Raw genomic sequence first — 19888 nt, 5'->3', positions numbered from 1 at the left:
AAGATTGCATATTGCAATCTTTCCCTTTTGTATTACACAAAAACTATTTAATTAATCTTTTTATGTGTTTGATGATTGGGTTAAGTAATGTTAAAAGCAAGGCTAAGATTGAGACTAGTAGGCCAATTCTCATGTAAGGTGGCCAATAAACGAACTGAATGGTATGGGTTCCTTTGGCAACTTTGAAACTAAGAAAGGTATCCATTGCTTTTTTAGTTGAAACAGATTTTCCGTCTACTTTGACGTGCCAACCCTGGCTATAAGGAATCGTTGTGAAGACAGCTTGATTATTTTTCTTGACGGCTATTGAACCAGTAATAGCATGTTGATTGTACTTTGTAATTTTTAATTCGCTAGATTTTAATTGTTTCATTTGAGATTTGAACGATTTAACGTCCATGTGGTAAAGTGTAAAGTTTTCTAAGAAAAGGGTTCTTTTCTTTAATTTAGCTGTTAAAATGATTTTTTTACCTTTATTATTGGCAGTAATATTGACAACAACGGTATTTCGATAAGTTTTATATTGTTTTAATTCATGCCCATTTAATTTGAATAAGACGTTATCTGTACTTAATCCTGCACCTAAGGTTAAATAATAAGCATCATTTGTTGCTGGAATATAGGTAAAGGTAACTGTTCCAGGTTTATTTAATTTTGTTTTGGTTAGAATTGAATCCGTCAAGTTCGTTTGTGTACCGACGTTATCAAAATTAACAGTATCAAAATTAATAGGTGTAAATAAGGCGTCATTATTAATACCTGTTAGAGAAGATAACCAATTTGATTGGTATCTTAGTGGGTTAGTTGCTTTGTTCTTTTTTGTTAAAATTGTTTTATTGGCCGCGTAACCAATTGATAGTGCGTAGGGATTTTTGACTGTTTCAGTTAGTGCTTCACTTGAAACGGCTTTATAGTAAGCAGTATCAGGTTTTTCAGTTAACGGTGTCAATGTTTCTAATTGTGTTGTGAGTGCTTTAGATGTCTTTATTTGTTTTGGCATGAAGACATATTTCATATCTAATAGAGAATCTGTCACCAATGTACCGTTTGAATAAGTGACGTAATTATCGCCATCAGGTTGACCCATTTTACCGTAAAAGGTTGGGATTGATTTGGAAAAGGCGGAACTGAAATGAGATCCACTGAAGAAATCAGCTGACATTGCATCATTTTTAGTTCGACTGTATGTTTGTGCCACACGATAAAAAGAATGATCAATTTTCTTTAATGCTTTATTTTCAGTTGCTAAGGCTGTTGTTGATACGTCGTATTCGCTCGTAGATAAATAACTGATATTATCTAGTGAGTAGACAGCGTTACAAGCCATTTCAGCGATAACACTCAGAAATAATAACCATTTGAATGAAGGTGACGCATGATCTTGAAACTGAATTAAAATTAAAGTTAATAAAATAAATAGGAGCGATAAAATTAAAGTTTCATTAGACAAATAATTATAGGCCGTTTTTGCTAAAAATAGGTACGTGAACATCCCAATGAATAAAAGCCCCACAACACTTAGTTTCCAGAGCTTAACAGGATTAAAATACTCGAATTGTTGTGCAGCTAAAAGGATAATCCAGAAGCAAAAGACAAATGAAAAACGATAAGGATACCAAACAGGAAATTGCATGCCATGCCATAGTAAGTCTAAGGGTTCAAAGCACATTGATAAAATTAAGAAACTTGTGATTAAGAAGGCGACAATGCGTTCTCTAATTGAAAAACGTTTATTCATGAAATATAAGATGAAGCCAATTAAAGCAAGGCTACCAATGAAAATATTAGGAAATCCGGAAGGCATCTGATCAAAGTTGAATGAACCAATAATTAATTTTGAGAGCATAGCCAATGGATTATATTCAAATTTTGCTTTAATCGAATCTTCAGTATATTGCCCTTTGCTTGAAAGTAATGAAAATAGGGTTGGAAATAAAATGACTGCTGAAATTGCGACAGAAATTAATGATTTATAAGCAAAGGTCCAGGCGCTTTTTAAAAATTGTCTAAAGGTAAGTTTAACACGACTTGTTGTATACAAGAAGTATAAAATCATGAAAAGACAGACCATGTAACCCATGTAATAATTAACGATTAAAAGGAGTGCAAGCCACCAAGTATAAGCCCAACTTTTTGGCTTATTTTGTAATTTTTCAAAGCCTAAAATGACTAATGGCAATAGAATTACTGCATCTAGCCATAGTAAATTGAGTTGATTTGCGATTGTCCACCCCATTAAAGCATAGGCTGTGGCAAATAATGGTATATAAAATGATTTCATTCTCGTTGTTTTTTTCAATAATAGACCAAATGTGAGACCTGATAGAGCATATTTTAAAAGGGTAACTAGCATAACCCCTGCTAAAATTGATTTGCCTGGGAATAGTAAAAAAATCAGATTAAAAGGACTCATAAGGTAATAAGCCCATTCACCCAACATGTCACCGCCAATTGCTTGTGAGAACGAATAAAAGAAACTAGTAGGGTGATGAAGGAGCGTTGCTCTAAAATAAGAGAAAAAATCGATATATTGTTGACCTAAATCAACGGTTAATAAGGAACTGTTTCCGAATGGATACATTTTTCGACCAACAAAGTAGCAAAGCATGATGGCCAATGGAATAAAGAAACTTAGAAGGAGTACCTGATGTTTTTTGATGTTGTTTTTTATCGGGATCATTTTAAAACCTCTCAGACTATTTATATATGGTAATAAGAATAGCATATTTGAGCCCTTGTCGCATGATTCTATGATAGATAGCATTTATGTTTTAATGATAATTAAAGTTTTTATTACAATCTAAATTGTTAACTCACTTATGTCCACAATGGGCTTAAAAATGTGGTAATATGATAAATGATATATTTAAACGAATTGAAAGACTAATAATGATACAGTGAGAGGTAATTAAACGTGAAACTTCCAAAAGCAAAACAAGGTCGAAGCAAACAAAATAAATCACATATTCCATTCAGATTGAATTTTTTATTCTTTATTGTTTTCCTACTATTTGCGGCATTATTGGTGCAATTAGCCTATTTACAAATTTTAAATGGGGCATCATTTGAAGCAACCGTTAATAGCACGGATACAACAACAGAAACTAAGAATGTGCAACGGGGAATGGTCTATGATTCAACAGGTAAAGTGTTGGTTGGCAATAACTCTTCACGGGCAATTACTTATACCAAAGGATCAGGTGTTCTTTCAACGGATTTGTATAAAATTGCTAATCATTTAGTAACATATGTCAGTATTGATACAAGTAAATTGACGGATCGTAATGCTGCTGACTATTATTTAGCAAATACAAAACATTTAGCAACGGTTACAGCTGCTGTTAAGAAAGAAAAAAAACTAACGTCTGCTCAAATGACTAAGTTAACGAGTGTTGATTTTAATACATTCGCAGTAGCGTATGTCGTTGAACATAATATTAATTCATTGACTGATCAAGAAAAAGAAGCTGCAGTTATTTTTTCAAAAATGTCAGGGGCTTACTCGCTATCAACTGTTTACTTGAAGACGTCTAATGTGACTGATAAGGAAATGGCTGAAGTGGGTGAACATTTATCAGGAATGCCTGGCATTAAAATAGGGACTAATTGGTCAAGAAGTTACCCTAATGGTAAGAGCATGAACACGATTATTGGGAACGTAACCAGTGAATCAACTGGCTTACCTAGTGATAGTATTGAGACGTTGATGAGTGAAGGCTATTCACGAAATGATAGTGTTGGTCAAAGTTACTTAGAAAAACAGTACGAAAATGTTTTAAAAGGAACGAAGTCACAAACTAAGATGGAAGTGGCTAATAGTAAAATTGTGAAACAAGCGCAAGAATATAGTGGTAAAAAAGGGGATAACCTTGTTTTAAATATTAATGCTAAATTTCAAGCTCAAGTTCAAAAAATTATGAAAGATAGTGTAACATCAATTGCTGGGAGTAATCCTTATAACCCAGGGGCCTATGCAGTTGTTATGAATCCGCATACTGGTGCGGTTTATGCAATGTCCGGCGTTAGTCGTAATATTAAGACTGGTAAGATTACGGATGATGCATTAGGTTCAATTAACCAAGTATTTACAATGGGATCTGTTGTAAAAGGTGCTACGGTAATGGGCGCTATGATGGACGGTGTGATTACCCCAACAAGCAACACACTGACTGATGAACCAATCAAGCTTGCTGGAACAGCTACTAAATCATCATGGTTTAATGCGTCTGGAGCAGCTAACGTTGCATTGACAGCATCTGATGCGTTAATGGTTTCTTCTAACTCGTACATGATGCAATTAGCAATGAAAGAAGGAGGATTCAATTATTCAAGTGGGTCTTCACTAGATATGTCTAATTCAATCTTCTCAAAAATGCGTGGTTACTTTAATCAATTTGGACTGGGCGTTAAAACGGGTGTCGATTTACCCGGTGAGTCGACTGGTTTTGAAGGGGTCGCTAACCAAACTAATATTGGTAAAGCACTTGATTTATCTTTCGGAAATTATGATTCGTATACTACTATTCAATTAGCACAATATATGTCAACAATGGCTAATGGTGGGACAAGATTACAACCACAAATTGTAAAAGCAATTCGTTCAACGAATGCTGATGGCTCTTTGGGTTCTGTCCAAACTGAAATGACACCTAATGTCTTAAGTACAGTTAATGCAACAAAACCAGAATTTGATGTTGTTAAATCAGGTCTTTATAAAGTTGTTCATGGAACCAATCCGTTGAGAACGGGTGGCACAATGAGTACGGCAACACCATCTATTTCAGCTAAAACGGGTACTGCCCAAACATTCTATGGTACAACTGAAACTGAAGCACTTAGTTTGGCTTCATATGCGCCTTCAAATGATCCTAAAGTCGTTGTTGCATTGGTTTTCCCTGGTATGGTCAATAATACAGGTAGTGCAATTAACTCACAGGCAGCACTTAAAATTTACTCAGCATTTTGGAAAACTGTGGAATCAAGTAAATAATCTGAGCAAAATAAGTACTTAATACCTGATTTTATTGCTGTAAAGTAAATTTCCTTAACAAATAAAAAAAAACACTAGCGTTTACTTATTAATAATGATATTATATAAGACGTTAAAGACTAATTGTCTTATGAAATTATGAAGAAATATATGGAGGGTTGCAACCATGCGTGTACACATTACATTAGAATGTACGGAATGTCATGAACGGACATACCTATCAAGCAAAAACAAACGTAATAATCCAGATCGTGTTGAGCTTAATAAATTTTGCCCACGTGATCGTAAAGTTACTTTACATCGCGAAACAAAATAACAACGGGATTTTTCCTGTTGTTTTTTTGTTTTAAATAACTTTTATACTAGTTGAAATAAAATCTTGTAAACGTTATTTTAAAGAAATTTGAAACAAATGAGGAGCTATTTCATGAATTTGGCAAAATATAAACACACACCATTTATGACATACTTCTTTATTAGCATATCGGCGATTGTTTTTATTGCAATGACAATTGCTGGGGGTAGCCAAGATACAAATGTATTAATCGAATTTGGTGCTAAATATAACCCACTCATTATGAACGGTGAGTGGTGGCGATTATTTAATCCTATCTTTTTGCATATTGGATTTGAACATATTGTTCTTAACATGTTCACCTTGTATTTTATTGGCATCCAAATTGAAGAATTATTTGGTCACTGGCGTTTTACAGGTATTTATCTATTAGCGGGAATCGCTGGGAATATTGCAAGTTTTGTCTTTAGTCCGGGTACTATTTCTGCCGGTGCCAGTGGGGCCATCTTTGGTTTGTTTGGGGCTTTCTTAATGCTAGGTGATAACTTTAGAGAAAGTGCTTATTTCAGACAAATGTCACAGCAATTTTTACTATTTATTATGTTAAATCTTGTTTTTGGCTTTATGTCGACGAGTACAGATAATGCTGCCCATATTGGGGGGATTCTATCTGGATTCCTAATTGCGACAACCTTGGGTACTGCAGGATTAGCCAAAATTAGTCGTGTTAAACGGATAGCTGCGTTCATTATCTTTATTGTCATCAATTTTATTCTGATTAAAATTGGTATTTCCAATAGTATCTAGTTTAAGGCGGTGACTATTGATTGAAAAATTTATACGATGTCCAACAACTATTGAAACAATTCGGCGTGTACGTCTATGTTGGTAAACGAATGTGGGATATTGAATTAATGGCGTTAGAGTTAGATAATTTACATCGATCAGGTGTGATTGATGATAAAATCTATGCCAGAGCTAAAATCGTCCTGGCCCATGAGCACAGAATTGAAGAACAAAATAATTGAGAACAAGTGGAGGAATTAATTATGACAATTGAAAAAAAATTAATCGGTGTTGATTTAGGTGGCACAACGGTTAAATTCGCAATTTTAACAGAAAATGGCGAGATTCAACAAAAATGGAGTATTGAGACAAATGTCCTTGATGAGGGCGCACATATTGTGCCAGATATTATTGATTCAATTAATCATCATATTCAATTGTTTGATATGACTGCTGATCAATTCAGTGGTATTGGAATGGGTTCACCTGGTACAGTTGACCGTGCAAACGGAACTGTTATTGGTGCTTACAATTTAAATTGGAAAACATTACAAAATGTTCAAGCAGAAATTGAAGAAGGTACAAAGATTCAATTTGCCATTGATAATGATGCCAATGTTGCCGCTTTAGGCGAACGTTGGAAGGGTGCTGGTGAAAATGATGATGAAGTTGCTTTCATTACGCTTGGAACAGGTGTTGGTGGTGGTATCATCGCTAACGGTGAATTATTGCATGGTGTTGCAGGTGCCGGTGGTGAAGTGGGTCATATTACAGTTGAACCAAATGGCTACATGTGTACTTGTGGTAAACGCGGATGTTTAGAACAATACGCTTCAGCTACAGGTGTTGTGCGTGTTGCACGTGATATGGCTGAAGAATTTGCTGGTCAATCAAAATTAAAAGAAATGTTAGATGATGGTCAAGAAATCACATCAAAATTGGTTTTTGATTTAGCTAAAGAGAACGATGTTTTAGGTAAAATGGTTGTTGATAAAGTATCATACTACCTTGGTTTAGCTTGTGGTAACTTAGGTAATATATTGAACCCTGCTTATATTGTTATTGGTGGTGGTGTTTCTGCTGCTGGTACTTTTTTATTAGATCAAGTTGCAAAATACTTTAAACAATTCTCATTCCCAACAGTTCGATCATCAACATCATTAAAATTAGCACAATTAGGAAATGAAGCTGGCGTTATTGGTGCTGCTTCACTTGCTCGTCAGTTTATTAAATAATAATTGAGGGGAGAAATATCATGATCTTAGGAGCAATAAATGTTAGTGTAGTCATTAATATTATTTTGATTATTATTTTAGTTGGACTTGCAGGTAATCAATTTTACCTTTGGTACATGGGCCGTCGCTCAGCTAAATTAGTTACAAATGAAGTGTTTAATGAAGGTATGCGTAAGGCGCAAGTTATTGATTTACGTGAAAAAAGTGAATTTGATGCTTCTCATATTATGGGCGCTAGAAATATTCCATATTCTCAATTTAAAACAGCAGTTGGTGGGTTAAGAAAAGATCTACCTCTTTATTTATATGATCAAGGCAAATCGATTAGTACGCGAGCTGCTTATAAATTGCATAAAAAAGGATATACAGATATTACTGTTTTGAAAGCAGGTTTTTCAAAATGGGATGGCAGAACTAAAAAACGTTAAATAAAAGCACTGAAGAATAAAAATTCTTCAGTGCTTTTATTTAACTTATTTATGAATGATGTGATGAACGACTCTTACGTGTTGCGCGTTTACGGTTTTCTTCAATCATTTGTTCTTTTTCTTCAAGTGGTGCAATGACGGTTTTTTTAAAGGCAAAGACGCTACCAATTAATGCGCCTACAGTTGCAGCAGTTCCAACAAAGAATCCTTTTGAAAAGTTTTTCATTATGTAGACCTCCTTATTCATTTGACCTCTTTATTATGACTTATTCGCCCCCAAATTGCTACTAAAAGCACTGTCAATTTATAATTAATGATATAATAATTCTTGAAAGTTAGGGGTGAGTTGCGAATGAAGACAAAAGTTTTTGCACATCGTGGTAGTAAGGGAAATAGGCCAGAAAATACATTAATTAGTTTTCAGGCTGCAATAGACGCTGGGGCTGATGGCATTGAAACCGATGTTCAGTTATCTAAAGACAATGAGTTAGTTATTATGCATGATGAAAAGGTTGATAGAACAACCAATTTAACGGGTAAAGTGAAGGATTTAACACTAGCTGAATTGAAAAAGGCAGATGCCGGTATTAAATTTAGTTCAGACTATCAGGGTGAACAAATTCCAACTTTAAAAGAAGTGATTGATTTGTTGAAGATGAACAATTTTAAAGGCACTTTTAATTTGGAGTTAAAAACGAATCATATTGAATATCAAGGCATTGAAGAACTTGTGAATAGACAAATGCAAGAATTACCGTCAGATATTCATCTTCTGTATTCGAGCTTTAATCCAAATTCTATTCGTAGAATGGAAAAAATTAATCCCGATGCAGAATTTGCGAGTCTTTTTCAATTTAAAATTAAAGAGTCACGACGTTTGGCTAAGCATCATTTAATCACTAGTTTACATCCTGATGTGACTTGGTTGCGCGAACGACATGGATTGTTTTGGCCTAAGCTGCTTATTCGGCCATGGACGGTTAACTCAACTAAAGATATGACCTATTGTTTTAAAAAGAAATATGATGCTATCTTTACGGATTATCCGGCAAAAGCAATAGCAGTGCGAGAGAACATCCAAGGAGATTAAAAATGACACAAAAAGTAGTCTTAATTGTTGGTCCAACTGCGGTTGGTAAAACAGATTTATCAATTAAACTAGCTAAAAAAATGAATGGTGAAATTATTTCAGGTGATTCCATGCAAGTTTATCGTCATTTAGATATTGGAACGGCCAAAGTGACGAAAGCTGAAATGGCTGATGTTCCACATCATTTATTAAATCATAAAAATGTTGATGAACGTTATTCCGTTGCAGATTTCATAAAAGAAAGTCGCTTAGCAATTGGTGATATTGCATCTAGAGGAAAGTTGCCAATAATTGTTGGTGGGACTGGATTTTATTTACAGGCGCTACTTGATAATTTTCAATTAGGTACGAATAATGATGATGATTTGAGTCTCAGAAAAGAGTTACAAGAACATGCTGAAAAAGTTGGTTCTGAGGCAATTTGGCAAGAATTAAATATTTTAGATTCAGAAGCTGCGTTGAAGATTCCGGCTAATAATACGCTCAGAGTGATTCGAGCACTGGAAGTCATTCAGAAATCAAATCATTTATTTTCTGCACAAGCTGATCAGAAAACCAGTGAATTTGATCCTTTTATTATTGGCTTATCAACAGATAGAGCTGTATTGTATGAGCGCATTAATCGTCGAGTTGATTTAATGATTGAATCAGGATTAATTGATGAAGCAAAGTGGCTTTTTGATCAAAAAATTGCTGACTTACCAGCTGGTAAGGGGATTGGTTATAAGGAACTGTACCCTTATTTTGAAGAGGTACAATCACTTGATGAAGCAACGGAATTAATTAAACGAAATTCAAGACGTTATGCGAAACGTCAATTGACTTGGTTCAGAAATAAAATGACGGTTAATTGGTTTGATTTAATTGAACATCCAGAACAAATAAAGATTATAGAAGAGCAAGTAACAGAGTGGTTACTTGTATAAAAAATGAGGAGACAGATATATGCAAAAATGGACAGATCATTTACCAGAAAAATTAGTGGAAATTGTGGCGGAAACGGATGCCCAAATTGAACCTAAATTAAAAGAAATTGATGAACAAGTTTTATTTAATCAGCAAAAAGTTTTAGAAGCATTTAAGAAGAACAATGTTTCTGAAACCTATTTTGCTGGATCAACAGGCTATGGTTATGATGATATTGGTCGTGATGGACTTGATCGTATTTATGCAGATGTTTTTAAAACAGAAGCAGCCATGGTGAGACCTCAAATTGTCTCTGGTACACATTCAATTTCAACGGCTCTCTTTGGTATGTTACGACCAGGGGACGATTTATTGTATATCACAGGAATGCCATATGATACGATTCAAGAAGTTATTGGTGTTTCCGGTACAGGTATCGGTTCGATGAAGGAATATGGTATTGGGTTTGATTATGTGCCATTGACGGACGATGATCACCTAGATGTTAATGGGTTACAAGAAAAATTAACGGATAAAGTCAAAGTTGTCGCTATTCAACGTTCTCGTGGATACGCAACTAGAGATAGTTTTGTTGTGTCTGAAATTGCTGAAATGATCAAAGAAGTTCGTAAAATATCAAAAGATGTCATTATTTTTATTGATAACTGTTATGGTGAATTTTCTGAAACCATTGAACCAACAGAAGTTGGCGCTGATATTATGTCTGGTTCTTTAATTAAGAATGCAGGTGGTGGCTTAGCTAAAACGGGTGGTTATATTGTTGGACGTGCTGATTTAATTGAAAAAGCAGGGTATCGTTTAACAACACCTGGGACTGGTAATGAAGAAGGGGCTACTTTAGATGTTATGAGAGATTTCATTCAAGGCTTCTTTTTATCGCCCCATGTGACTGGTGAAGCGATTAAAGGCGCTATTTACACAAGTGCTTTGCTTGAAAAAATGGGCTTAGATGTTTCGCCAAAATGGGATGCACCTAGAACAGATTTAATTCAGACTGTTAATTTTGGTAAACCGGAACCAATGGTTAAATTTGCACAAGCTATCCAACATGAATCACCGGTAGATGCTTATGTTGATCCTAAACCAAGTGCGATGTCTGGGTATGAAGATAAAGTGATTATGGCTGCGGGAACTTTTGTTGAAGGAGCGAGTGTCGAGTTGTCAGCTGATGGTCCGTTGAGAGAACCTTATACCTTGTATGTTCAAGGTGGATTAACATACGCTCATGTTAAATTGGCTGTTACATCGGCTGTTAATAAAACATTTTATTAAACCGTTAGTTATAAGTTATGTTATAAAATCTAACATTGTTCGTTGACAGTGATTTATTTCCTTGTTACTATAAGGTTGTAATTAAAAAGGAGGCTTGTTTATGAAAGAGAAGGAACTCAGAAGATCATTGTCAGTTCTACCAATTGGAACGGTAATGAAATTAACGGACTTAACGGCTCGTCAAATTCGTTACTACGAGGAGCAGGAATTAATTATGCCCCAAAGAAATGATGGTAACCGTCGAATGTACTCACTGAATGATATTGATAAGTTATTTGAAATTAAAGATTATTTAGATGAAGGCGTGAATATGGTTGGCATTAAAGAAATCTATTTTGAAAAGGAAGTACAAGCTAAAAAGCAACGTGATCTGTTAAAGCAACCTTTAACAGACAACGACGTTAGACGTATTTTTCAGAATGAATTTCTTTCAGTTAGTGGACTCAAAAATCCAGATGACCCTTCTTTTAACACAAACAAGCCTCTATAAATTATAAATACTGAGGAGAGATAAAATGGCAAAAGCTGCATACACTAAAGATGACATTGTTTCAATGGCAAAAAAAGAGAACGTTAAATTTTTAAGACTTATGTTTACAGATTTATTCGGGATTATTAAGAACGTGGAAGTTCCGATTAGCCAACTAGACAAATTATTAGAAAACAAATTAATGTTCGATGGTTCTTCAATCGATGGATTCGTTCGAATCGAAGAAAGTGATATGTACTTATACCCAGATTTATCAACTTGGATGATTTTTCCATGGGAACATGAACATGGCAAGATTGCGCGTGTCATTTGTGAAGTTTATAACGCTGACCGCACACCCTTCCAAGGTGATCCAAGAAATAACCTTATCCGTGTGTTAAAAGAAATGAATGATTTAGGATTTACTGAATTTAACATTGGACCTGAACCAGAATTTTTCTTATTTAAATTGGATCCTGTAACAGGGAAACCAACCACACAATTAAATGATAAAGGGAGCTATTTTGATTTAGCACCAGTTGATTTAGGTGAAAACTGTCGTCGAGATATCGTGTTAGAACTTGAAAACATGGGCTTTGATGTTGAAGCTTCTCATCATGAAGTAGCACCTGGTCAACATGAAATTGATTTTAAATACGCAGATGCTTTACAGGCCTGCGATAACATCCAAACATTCAAATTAGTCGTTAAGACAGTTGCTAGAAAGCATGGCCTTCATGCAACATTTATGCCAAAACCATTGAATGGTATTAATGGTTCAGGGATGCATATCAATATGTCATTATTCCATAAAGACGGGAATGCTTTCTTTGATGAAAAAGACAAGATGCAATTGTCTGAATCAGCTTATCAATTCCTTGGTGGTTTATTACAACATGCACGTGGTTATACAGCAGTTACTAATCCAACAGTTAACTCATATAAACGTTTGGTTCCTGGATTTGAAGCACCCGTTTATGTTGCTTGGTCTGGACGTAACCGTTCACCATTAGTTCGTGTTCCAATTGCTCGTGGGTTATCAACACGATTAGAATTAAGAAGTGTCGATGCAACGGCTAACCCTTATCTTGTAATTGCTGCTATTTTAGAAGCAGGACTTGATGGTCTTAGAAATAAAGTTGTACCACCTGCATCTGTTGATAGAAATATTTACGTGATGAATCGTCAAGAGCGTCAAGACAATCAAATTGGTGATTTACCATCAACATTGCACAATGCGATTAAAGCATTGGAAAAAGATGATGTTATGGAAAAGGCAATGGGACCTCATCTATACCCAAGTTTTATTGAAGCCAAACAATTAGAATGGTCTGCTTATCGTCAGGAAGTTTCTGAATGGGAAAGAGATCAATATTTAGAACTTTATTAAAAAAATGTAATAAAGGTTTGAAATGATTAAGTAAATGATTGATAATGAAACTAGAGCAATTAAAATTGTTTTAGTTTTTTTTGATTATGCAAAGTTTAATGATAATACATATAAAAAAGTAACAATTAAATATGAAATAAAGGGGTAAGACATGATAAAAGACAACCAATTTAGCTTATCAGATCATGGTGAAGCAACGAATAATATTGAACGCGCACTTTCTAAAAAAGTTGAATACTTGAATCAACTAAGAGAGGCAATCAAACAGCAAGATGATCGCTTGGTTTATCAATTGATTAATCAGTCACGTTACGCACGACTTTTATTAAAGAAAAGAAGTGTTTCAGAAATGGCTGTTCAAGAAGAATTGGTCATTAAAGATTATCCACAAATTCAACAATATTTAAGTTTGAAACTTATTTCATATTTACGTGATACGTATCCATTTTTCTATTTTGAAGAAATGGAAGTTGGTAAATTTAAAATTCATTTTGGTAATTGGTGGGACAGAAAAGAATTTGGTTATTTAGATGTTTTAAATGTTGAATTTAAATTTGATGAAGAGGAATTAGCCAAATTAGCCAAATCGTTTGAATTAGAGACAACCAATAAGCGAGTTAATACAGATAAAATTAACCAAATTTCGGTTCAAAATAAAGAACGCCAAAAATTAGTTGATACCCAAGATGAACGCGATGCTGAGAAAGATAAAATTCGTGAAGAAATGAAACGTAATTCTCAAGAAAAAGGGCGTCCTTGGGATGCTGGACGTATTCGAGAGGAACGTCGCGTTTTAAAAGAGCGATTAACAGAATTAACTGAGATGGATGAAAAGGCTAGCAGTGCTTATCAAGATATTAAATTAAGTGAAACTGATGTTTTAAGTTTAGCCAAGGAAGATACATTAATTGGTTATGAAAAACAAAGTGTGATTAGTGTGTTCGGTGACTTTGAAAAATTCACTCAATATAATGATGCTTTATATTACAATTATTTATCTCACTTGATTACTCAAAAAGGACAGGTGACTGAATAATGGTTGAAGCAGAAAAAAAATTAGTTTCTACAAAATCTCGTTTAGTAGATTTCAATGAACAAATTAAATTAAGTTTAAATAATGGTATTAAATTTACTGAAACTTTAGATATTTTAATGAACACACAAGATAAGGTTGAATTAATGAATGCCGCCATGAGTTTAATGGGTTATCAACTTGATACTGATTATTTAACATTCCCACAAAAATATAGTGCTGCCGATTATTGTTTACTTTTCTTTAATCGCTTGATGGACTTACATGATAACGAAATCGCCATTCTACATTTTTCAGAGCCTAGAAAAGCATTAATTCATGAAATTCCAGGGATTAATTCAGTTGATAGTTTTTCATTTAAAATTGATGATAATGATGGCGCTTATTATGTTGCGCAAGAATCTGGCGAATCGTTATTCTATTTAAATTTACGAAAAAGAATGATTCGTATCAATAGTACAGCTATTACAAATGTTTTAATTGTTAGTTATTTGGAAAAATTAGATGCCAAATCAATTAAACATCTTGAAATGATGCTAATTGATTTCGCAACTTATTTAAAAGAAGATTATGGATTCAGTGTGGATCTTAATCTTTTGGATTCTGGAAATCCAGCAAGATATGAGTTAACTGAAGATGTACTCAAACGAGATGTTATTGATGAATTATTTGTGCTTGCGTCAGAAAATGAGTTAATGGTTGAAGCAGGTGCAAATAATAGTGCTGTTCTAAAATTAGCTAATTCTGAAATGACTATTTATGACCAACAACAAATGGGTGAAAATGATAACGAAAAATGGGTTATTTCAGTTATGGATACAGCTCAAGAAATTTCATGGTTTGATATTTTATTAAATGAAACCTTTATTAGAAATTGGTACTTAAACAATATTAATGAACTAGGTATCAAATCAGACCCTTTAATTTTTAAATAATAAAATGAAATCTGTCCGTTAGTTATTAGTGGGCAGATTTTTTGGAGGATAATTTAGTGAATTTAACAGATATGATTCAGATGGAACGCAAATTTGATCGAGATGTTATTCAGGATAAAAAAATCAGATGGAGTCCTGAAGAAAGACTATTTAACGCTTATGTAAGTTTAGATGTTGAATTATCAGAGCTAGCTAATACAGTTGAATGGTTCAAGGTTTGGAAAGATAATCGAGGGCAGAAAACTGAAGCAGGTAAAACACATGAAGAGACAGTACTTTCGGAATACGTTGATGCAATGAGTTTTTTCTTTAATATTGCTAATCAAAATAAGTGGACTTATTTATTATTGGTCAGTGATGAAGAAATGACTGGATTTTCTAAAAAGCCCATGACAATGTCTTTGAATAAGGTCTTTTTATCACTAAAATTAATGATTTCAAAAAGTTTATTTAGTCATAAATTAGATGATTTCAAGCATGCTTGGCATCTTTTTATTAAATTTGGATTGGTTGATTTAAAGTTATCTTGGGACGATATTGAAGAAGAATTTATTAAAAAGAATCAAGAAAATATTGAAAGACAAGAAAACAATTATTAATGATTTTAATTTTTATTATAAAAGATATAAAAAGAAGCTTAAATACCTAAATTGAAGACTTCCAGAAAAGTTAGATAATAATTTAACTATTTGGAATCTATCAGTTGTTAGGTAGTAAGCTTCTTTTTTTTGCGATCTATTATTATGGTGCTATAATGAAAATTTTTTGGGATAATGTGATTGAAATGAGTGAACAGATAATAGCTACTAATAGTAGAGACCAGAGTGCTGAAAAATCAGAAATCAACGTTATACCAAGTACAATATCTAAAATAATGGTTAAACTACTAATGATTAACTGAACTTTAATATGATTTGTGAAGAAAAATAGTAATATTAGTTGTATTAAACAAAGAATACATAATACAACTAATAATAAGACTAGGGGAATTGACCCTACTGCGCCCCAAATGTTAAAACCAAATAAAAATGCAATATCAAGCAAGGCTAAAGCTGTAATCCATTTGAAGGGTAAATATAAATATTTAGGTAGTATCATGAAATGTTCTCCTTAATTAGTTGGTGTCTCTTATTTGTATGAGTTGTGTCGTAAGACATAAAATAATAATCTTGATTTAATTATACCTTATTTTAATATAAATGAAGTAACGATATTTATTAAAATTAACCATATGAATTAAATAATGGTTATTATAATCATATAATTTGATTATATTTGTGGGTATGATATGGTTAGAGTGTACTAAATAATAGATAGGAGGGAAAAATGATGAAAATACTTAATAATATTCTGCTTGGATTATTGATTGTTGGTGGCTTGAACTGGTTATTAGTAGGCATCTTTGGATTTGATCTTGTTGCTTTTCTATTCGGAGGTGCCGCGTCTGTTATTTCTAGAGTTGTCTATACTCTTGTAGGTATCAGTGCTTTGTATTCAGTTAGTTTTTTTAACAAGATTAATAATTAAAATTAGATATAACACATATAAGGAGGAAACATTATGACAAAAGAAGATAGATTAGATGCGAAAAAAGATCAAATTAAAGGTAAAGTAACAGAAACTAAAGGTAAAGTAACACATGATAAGCAAGAAGAAGTTAAAGGTAAAACGGAAGATTTATTTGGGAAAGCTAAAAAAAAATTAGAAGATGTTAAAGATGATGTTGCTGAAAAAATAGATAAGGTTATGGATAAAAGTAAAAAGAAATAACAATTAGTTGTTACGAAAAGTGTATTGCTTATTGAAAGCAGTACACTTTTTTTGTAAATTAGTTAGAGAAATTAAGGAAATAGATACAGTCATGACGTTAAGTAATATATATTATTTAACGAAGACAATGGAAATAAAATTAATGGGTGATAACAATGAAGACTGGTTTTTAGATTTATTAGAAGAAAGTAAAAAATTTATAAAAAGTTTTGTTATAAACTCAGGATTATTAAAAAAAAGTAGTTGAATATGGAGTGTCATATCCAACAGTGAGAAATAGATTAGATTATTACATCTATTCATACCACTCAAAAAGATTATGGACTATTATTTTTTAGAATAGGTGTGATATTTGTACTGATACAATGTTATATATTATTAAATACATCTAATTAATAGACTTATTGCAGGTATCTTATTGGAGATTTATGGTTAGCAATGATTGTAGTAACGATGTGAATGATTCAGGCGGGGAATGTGGAAGTAAGTATTTATTAAAAAGTAAAAATAAGAAATGTTAAAAATTAAATCTATGGATAAGTAAGAGATAAGAATGAACAAAATTTTTGGAAAAGTAATTCTGAAGTCTTTAAAATAAGTCCGAGTTATTGACAGTTAAGTAGGAAAACTAGTATTCTTAAATTTAAACATAACTATAAAATAATGTGGTTAATCCATAAATAGAAAGATTCAAAAATTAGGGAACATTAAATAACAATTTTGAAGGTAAAAATAAAATGGTAACAATTCGTGACGTGGCCACTGCAGCCGATGTAGCAGTATCAACAGCTTCAAGAGCGTTAAATAATAATCCACGTATCAGTCAAAAAAGTCGTGATCGGATTCAAGCACTGGCACACGATATGGGATATCGTGTTAATTCTAATGCAAAAAATCTCAGTCTTGGTGAATCCAATGTCGTTGGAGTTATTTTCCCTCTGACTAAAGTGGGTAATCAAGAAAATGCGTTTCATATTGACATGATGCGAGGGGTGAATAAAGAATTAGCCCCTAGAAAATATGTGATGTCTGTTGCAATGGGACAAACAGATGAAGACTTGTTAACGAATGTTCAGGCGATGGTTCTTGAGGCGCAGGTACGTCGGTTTATTTTATTGTATTCAAAAACAGATGACGTAGTTACACAATTTTTGGCAACTCAAAAAGGTGTGAAGTATGTAGTTATTGGCGAGTCAGCAGATTCTGAGACTAAATTTTACGTCAATAATGACAATATTTTAGCAGGTTTTGATGCGACTAAATTTTTAGTAGAAAAATATAGCACTAAAAATATATTATATGTTAAATCAGCTAAAAATTGGAATTTTGAAATTCAACGAGAACAAGGATTTACGCAGGCAACTAATCATTTAAAAATAAAACATAATAGTATTAACTTAGGGTTACGACACGGGAATGATGATAGTGGCGCGTTAATTGCGTATATTAAAGCCCATTCTGATTTAGATGGTGTTGTAGCCGCTGATGATATGATAGGATTTACTTTTTTAAATTTTTGGAAACAAACGTTTAAAAAAGAAATACCAGTAATTGTTTTTAATAATAATCAATTATTTAGTCGAATGGGCAACAATGATTTTCATTGTGTAGATTTATATCCGAATAAATTAGGACAGGAAGCTGCGAAACTGGTATTTTCAAAGGATATGCAAGGTTCTGTTATTGTTTCACACAAGGTTATTTGATAAGTCTGATTAAGATGATAAAAAGATTGAAAAGCGAAAGAAATTTCGCTTTTTTTATTTAATTTCGTGCAACCGCTTGCATTTTAGTGCAAGCGGTTGCATAATAGAAATTGTTGAAGACGTTCAACGTTATTATCAAATATAGATAAGGAGAAATTATAATGGATAATACAAAGAAAACAGCAGTAAAAGCTGCTAAATTACCAACCTTACCGATCAGTACAATTTGGATGATGAGTTTTGGATTTTTAGGTGTTCAAATGGCATTTGCACTTCAAAGTTCAAATATGGGACGAATTTTTCAAACATTAGGTGCGGATCCAACTAAATTAGGATTTTTCTTCATATTACCACCTTTGGCCGGAATTGTTGTACAACCCATTGTTGGTTATTACTCAGATCGAACATGGATGCCTAAGCTTGGACGTCGGATACCTTATCTTTTGGTAGGTGCAATTGTTGCCGTTATTGTTATGTGTTTATTACCCAATTCAGGTAGTTTTGGTTTCGGGGCTGGTTCAATGACAGCCTTGATGTTTGGAGCCATTACAATTATGTTTATGGATGTGTCTTCAAACGTGGCAATGCAACCTTTTAAAATGATGGTTGGGGATATGGTTAACGAAGATCAAAAAGGTTTTGCTTATTCAATTCAAAGTTTTTTATCTAATACTGGTGCAGTATTAGCAAGTATTTTTCCATTTATTTTAACAGCTATTGGTGTTTCAAATGTGGCTCCAAATGGGGTTATTCCACAATCAGTTGTTGTTTCATTTTATGTTGGAGCAATTATTTTAATTATCTGTTCATTGTTCACCGTGTTTAAGGTTAAAGAATACACGCCAGAACAATACGCGATATATCATGGTATTACTGAAGAAGCCAATACTGAAAAAGTAGGCATGTTTACACTTCTAAAAAAAGCACCAAAAGTATTCTGGACAATTACATTAGTACAATTCTTCTGTTGGATTGGATTCCAATACCTTTGGACATATGGAACTGGTGCCGTTGCAGTCAACGTTTGGCATACAACTAATGCTGCATCATCTGGATTTCAATCTGCTGGTAACTGGTTTGGTATTTTATCAGCTGTTCAATCAATCGCAGCCGTTGTCTGGTCACTTGTTTTATCTAAAATTCATAATGACAAGCACAAATTAGCTTATAGTTTAAGCTTATTCCTTGGAGCTATTGGATTTGGCTCAATCTTCTTTATTCATAGTCAAATGGCATTACTTGTTTCATTTACATTAATCGGTATTGCATGGGCTGGAATGATGGCCTTTCCATTCATTATGTTAACAAATGCACTTTCAGGTAGTCATATGGGCACTTATCTTGGATTGTTTAATGGGTCAATTTGTTTACCACAAATCGTAGCATCTATTGCTAGTTTTGCTTTATTCCCATTGCTTGGTTCAAGTATGCCTAAAATGCTAATGATTTCAGCAATTATGCTGTTACTTGGTGCTGTATCAGTAATGGTTATTAAAGAAACTTCTGCGGAAACTGAAGAAGCAGAAAAAGAAGCAGCAGAAGGAAATAAATAGGTATAAAAT

At 33.3% G+C, this 19888-nt stretch carries 21 protein-coding genes; 18 read left to right on the top strand and 3 right to left on the bottom strand.

Features of this window, described 5'->3' with window-relative positions; genetic code table 11:
- Window positions 1–43 precede the first annotated feature (43 nt).
- Window positions 44–2680 (bottom strand): YfhO family protein, encoded by a 2637-nt coding sequence (locus ACVQ8P_RS03865; protein ID WP_462297619.1) that lies wholly within the window; start codon window positions 2678–2680, stop codon window positions 44–46.
- Window positions 2681–2914: 234 nt separating this feature from the next.
- On the opposite strand from ACVQ8P_RS03865, the gene ACVQ8P_RS03860 reads away from it, so the two are divergent.
- The 6 genes from ACVQ8P_RS03860 (at window position 2915) to ACVQ8P_RS03835 (ending at window position 7734) form a co-directional block, all read left to right on the top strand.
- Entirely contained in the window at window positions 2915–4990 is a 2076-nt protein-coding gene (locus tag ACVQ8P_RS03860) for a peptidoglycan D,D-transpeptidase FtsI family protein (RefSeq protein ID WP_462297617.1), read from the top strand.
- 166 nt (window positions 4991–5156) lie between these two features.
- Window positions 5157–5306, top strand: coding sequence for a 50S ribosomal protein L33 (gene rpmG / locus ACVQ8P_RS03855; protein WP_057973409.1), 150 nt, complete (start codon window positions 5157–5159; stop codon window positions 5304–5306).
- A 111-nt stretch (window positions 5307–5417) separates the two neighbouring features.
- On the top strand, window positions 5418–6092 hold the full coding sequence (locus ACVQ8P_RS03850) for a rhomboid family intramembrane serine protease (RefSeq protein WP_462297616.1): 675 nt from the start codon (window positions 5418–5420) through the stop codon (window positions 6090–6092).
- 20 nt (window positions 6093–6112) lie between these two features.
- A complete protein-coding gene (locus ACVQ8P_RS03845; RefSeq protein WP_462297614.1) occupies window positions 6113–6313 on the top strand; it encodes a YqgQ family protein in 201 nt (66 codons plus the stop codon).
- A gap of 27 nt (window positions 6314–6340) precedes the next feature.
- The gene (locus ACVQ8P_RS03840) at window positions 6341–7306 is read left to right on the top strand and encodes an ROK family glucokinase (protein WP_462297751.1); all 966 of its coding nucleotides are present in this window, start codon (window positions 6341–6343) and stop codon (window positions 7304–7306) included.
- Window positions 7307–7326: 20 nt separating this feature from the next.
- The gene (locus ACVQ8P_RS03835; protein WP_462297612.1) at window positions 7327–7734 is read left to right on the top strand and encodes a rhodanese-like domain-containing protein; all 408 of its coding nucleotides are present in this window, start codon (window positions 7327–7329) and stop codon (window positions 7732–7734) included.
- A 49-nt stretch (window positions 7735–7783) separates the two neighbouring features.
- Here the strand turns inward: ACVQ8P_RS03835 and ACVQ8P_RS03830 are convergent, their stop codons facing one another.
- The gene (locus tag ACVQ8P_RS03830) at window positions 7784–7960 is read right to left on the bottom strand and encodes a DUF3042 family protein (protein ID WP_462297609.1); all 177 of its coding nucleotides are present in this window, start codon (window positions 7958–7960) and stop codon (window positions 7784–7786) included.
- 126 nt (window positions 7961–8086) lie between these two features.
- On the opposite strand from ACVQ8P_RS03830, the gene ACVQ8P_RS03825 reads away from it, so the two are divergent.
- The 8 genes from ACVQ8P_RS03825 to ACVQ8P_RS03790 all read left to right on the top strand — a co-directional run bounded on the left by ACVQ8P_RS03825 (window position 8087) and on the right by ACVQ8P_RS03790 (window position 15449).
- Entirely contained in the window at window positions 8087–8824 is a 738-nt protein-coding gene (locus tag ACVQ8P_RS03825) for a glycerophosphodiester phosphodiesterase (RefSeq protein WP_462297607.1), read from the top strand.
- 2 nt (window positions 8825–8826) lie between these two features.
- Window positions 8827–9750 (top strand): tRNA (adenosine(37)-N6)-dimethylallyltransferase MiaA, encoded by a 924-nt coding sequence (miaA, locus tag ACVQ8P_RS03820; protein ID WP_462297605.1) that lies wholly within the window; start codon window positions 8827–8829, stop codon window positions 9748–9750.
- Between the two features lie 19 nt (window positions 9751–9769).
- Window positions 9770–11023 carry a methionine gamma-lyase family protein gene (locus tag ACVQ8P_RS03815; protein WP_462297603.1) on the top strand — a complete coding sequence of 418 codons (1254 nt, stop codon included), beginning with the start codon at window positions 9770–9772 and terminating at the stop codon, window positions 11021–11023.
- Window positions 11024–11123: 100 nt separating this feature from the next.
- Window positions 11124–11513, top strand: a complete 390-nt coding sequence (locus ACVQ8P_RS03810; protein ID WP_462297602.1) for a MerR family transcriptional regulator — start codon at window positions 11124–11126, stop codon at window positions 11511–11513.
- Between the two features lie 25 nt (window positions 11514–11538).
- Entirely contained in the window at window positions 11539–12882 is a 1344-nt protein-coding gene (gene glnA, locus ACVQ8P_RS03805; RefSeq protein WP_462297600.1) for a type I glutamate--ammonia ligase, read from the top strand.
- A 151-nt stretch (window positions 12883–13033) separates the two neighbouring features.
- A complete protein-coding gene (locus tag ACVQ8P_RS03800; RefSeq protein ID WP_462297598.1) occupies window positions 13034–13918 on the top strand; it encodes an exonuclease SbcC in 885 nt (294 codons plus the stop codon).
- Window positions 13918–14850, top strand: a complete 933-nt coding sequence (locus ACVQ8P_RS03795) for a hypothetical protein (RefSeq protein WP_462297596.1) — start codon at window positions 13918–13920, stop codon at window positions 14848–14850. Before ACVQ8P_RS03800 ends, ACVQ8P_RS03795 begins: the two co-directional genes overlap by 1 nt.
- A gap of 56 nt (window positions 14851–14906) precedes the next feature.
- Window positions 14907–15449: a dUTP diphosphatase gene (locus tag ACVQ8P_RS03790; protein WP_462297595.1), complete on the top strand. Its 543-nt coding sequence runs from the start codon at window positions 14907–14909 to the stop codon at window positions 15447–15449.
- Window positions 15450–15591: 142 nt separating this feature from the next.
- On the opposite strand, the gene ACVQ8P_RS03785 is transcribed toward ACVQ8P_RS03790, so the two are convergent.
- Window positions 15592–15948 carry a hypothetical protein gene (locus ACVQ8P_RS03785; RefSeq protein WP_462297593.1) on the bottom strand — a complete coding sequence of 119 codons (357 nt, stop codon included), beginning with the start codon at window positions 15946–15948 and terminating at the stop codon, window positions 15592–15594.
- A gap of 231 nt (window positions 15949–16179) precedes the next feature.
- Here ACVQ8P_RS03785 and ACVQ8P_RS03780 point away from each other — a divergent pair, with 231 nt between their 5' ends.
- The 4 genes from ACVQ8P_RS03780 to ACVQ8P_RS03765 all read left to right on the top strand — a co-directional run bounded on the left by ACVQ8P_RS03780 (window position 16180) and on the right by ACVQ8P_RS03765 (window position 19879).
- The gene (locus tag ACVQ8P_RS03780; protein WP_462297750.1) at window positions 16180–16377 is read left to right on the top strand and encodes a DUF378 domain-containing protein; all 198 of its coding nucleotides are present in this window, start codon (window positions 16180–16182) and stop codon (window positions 16375–16377) included.
- A gap of 33 nt (window positions 16378–16410) precedes the next feature.
- Complete coding sequence (locus tag ACVQ8P_RS03775; protein WP_462297591.1) at window positions 16411–16620, top strand: CsbD family protein; 210 nt, start codon at window positions 16411–16413, stop codon at window positions 16618–16620.
- 737 nt (window positions 16621–17357) lie between these two features.
- Window positions 17358–18326, top strand: a complete 969-nt coding sequence (locus ACVQ8P_RS03770) for a LacI family DNA-binding transcriptional regulator (RefSeq protein WP_462297590.1) — start codon at window positions 17358–17360, stop codon at window positions 18324–18326.
- A 161-nt stretch (window positions 18327–18487) separates the two neighbouring features.
- Window positions 18488–19879, top strand: a complete 1392-nt coding sequence (locus tag ACVQ8P_RS03765; protein ID WP_462297588.1) for an SLC45 family MFS transporter — start codon at window positions 18488–18490, stop codon at window positions 19877–19879.
- Window positions 19880–19888: the final 9 nt, after the last annotated feature.

The sequence above is a fragment of the Dellaglioa sp. BT-FLS60 genome (assembly GCF_054941065.1).
The sequence above is the reverse complement of the archived record's forward strand: the minus strand, read 5'-3'. Positions and strand labels throughout refer to the sequence as shown.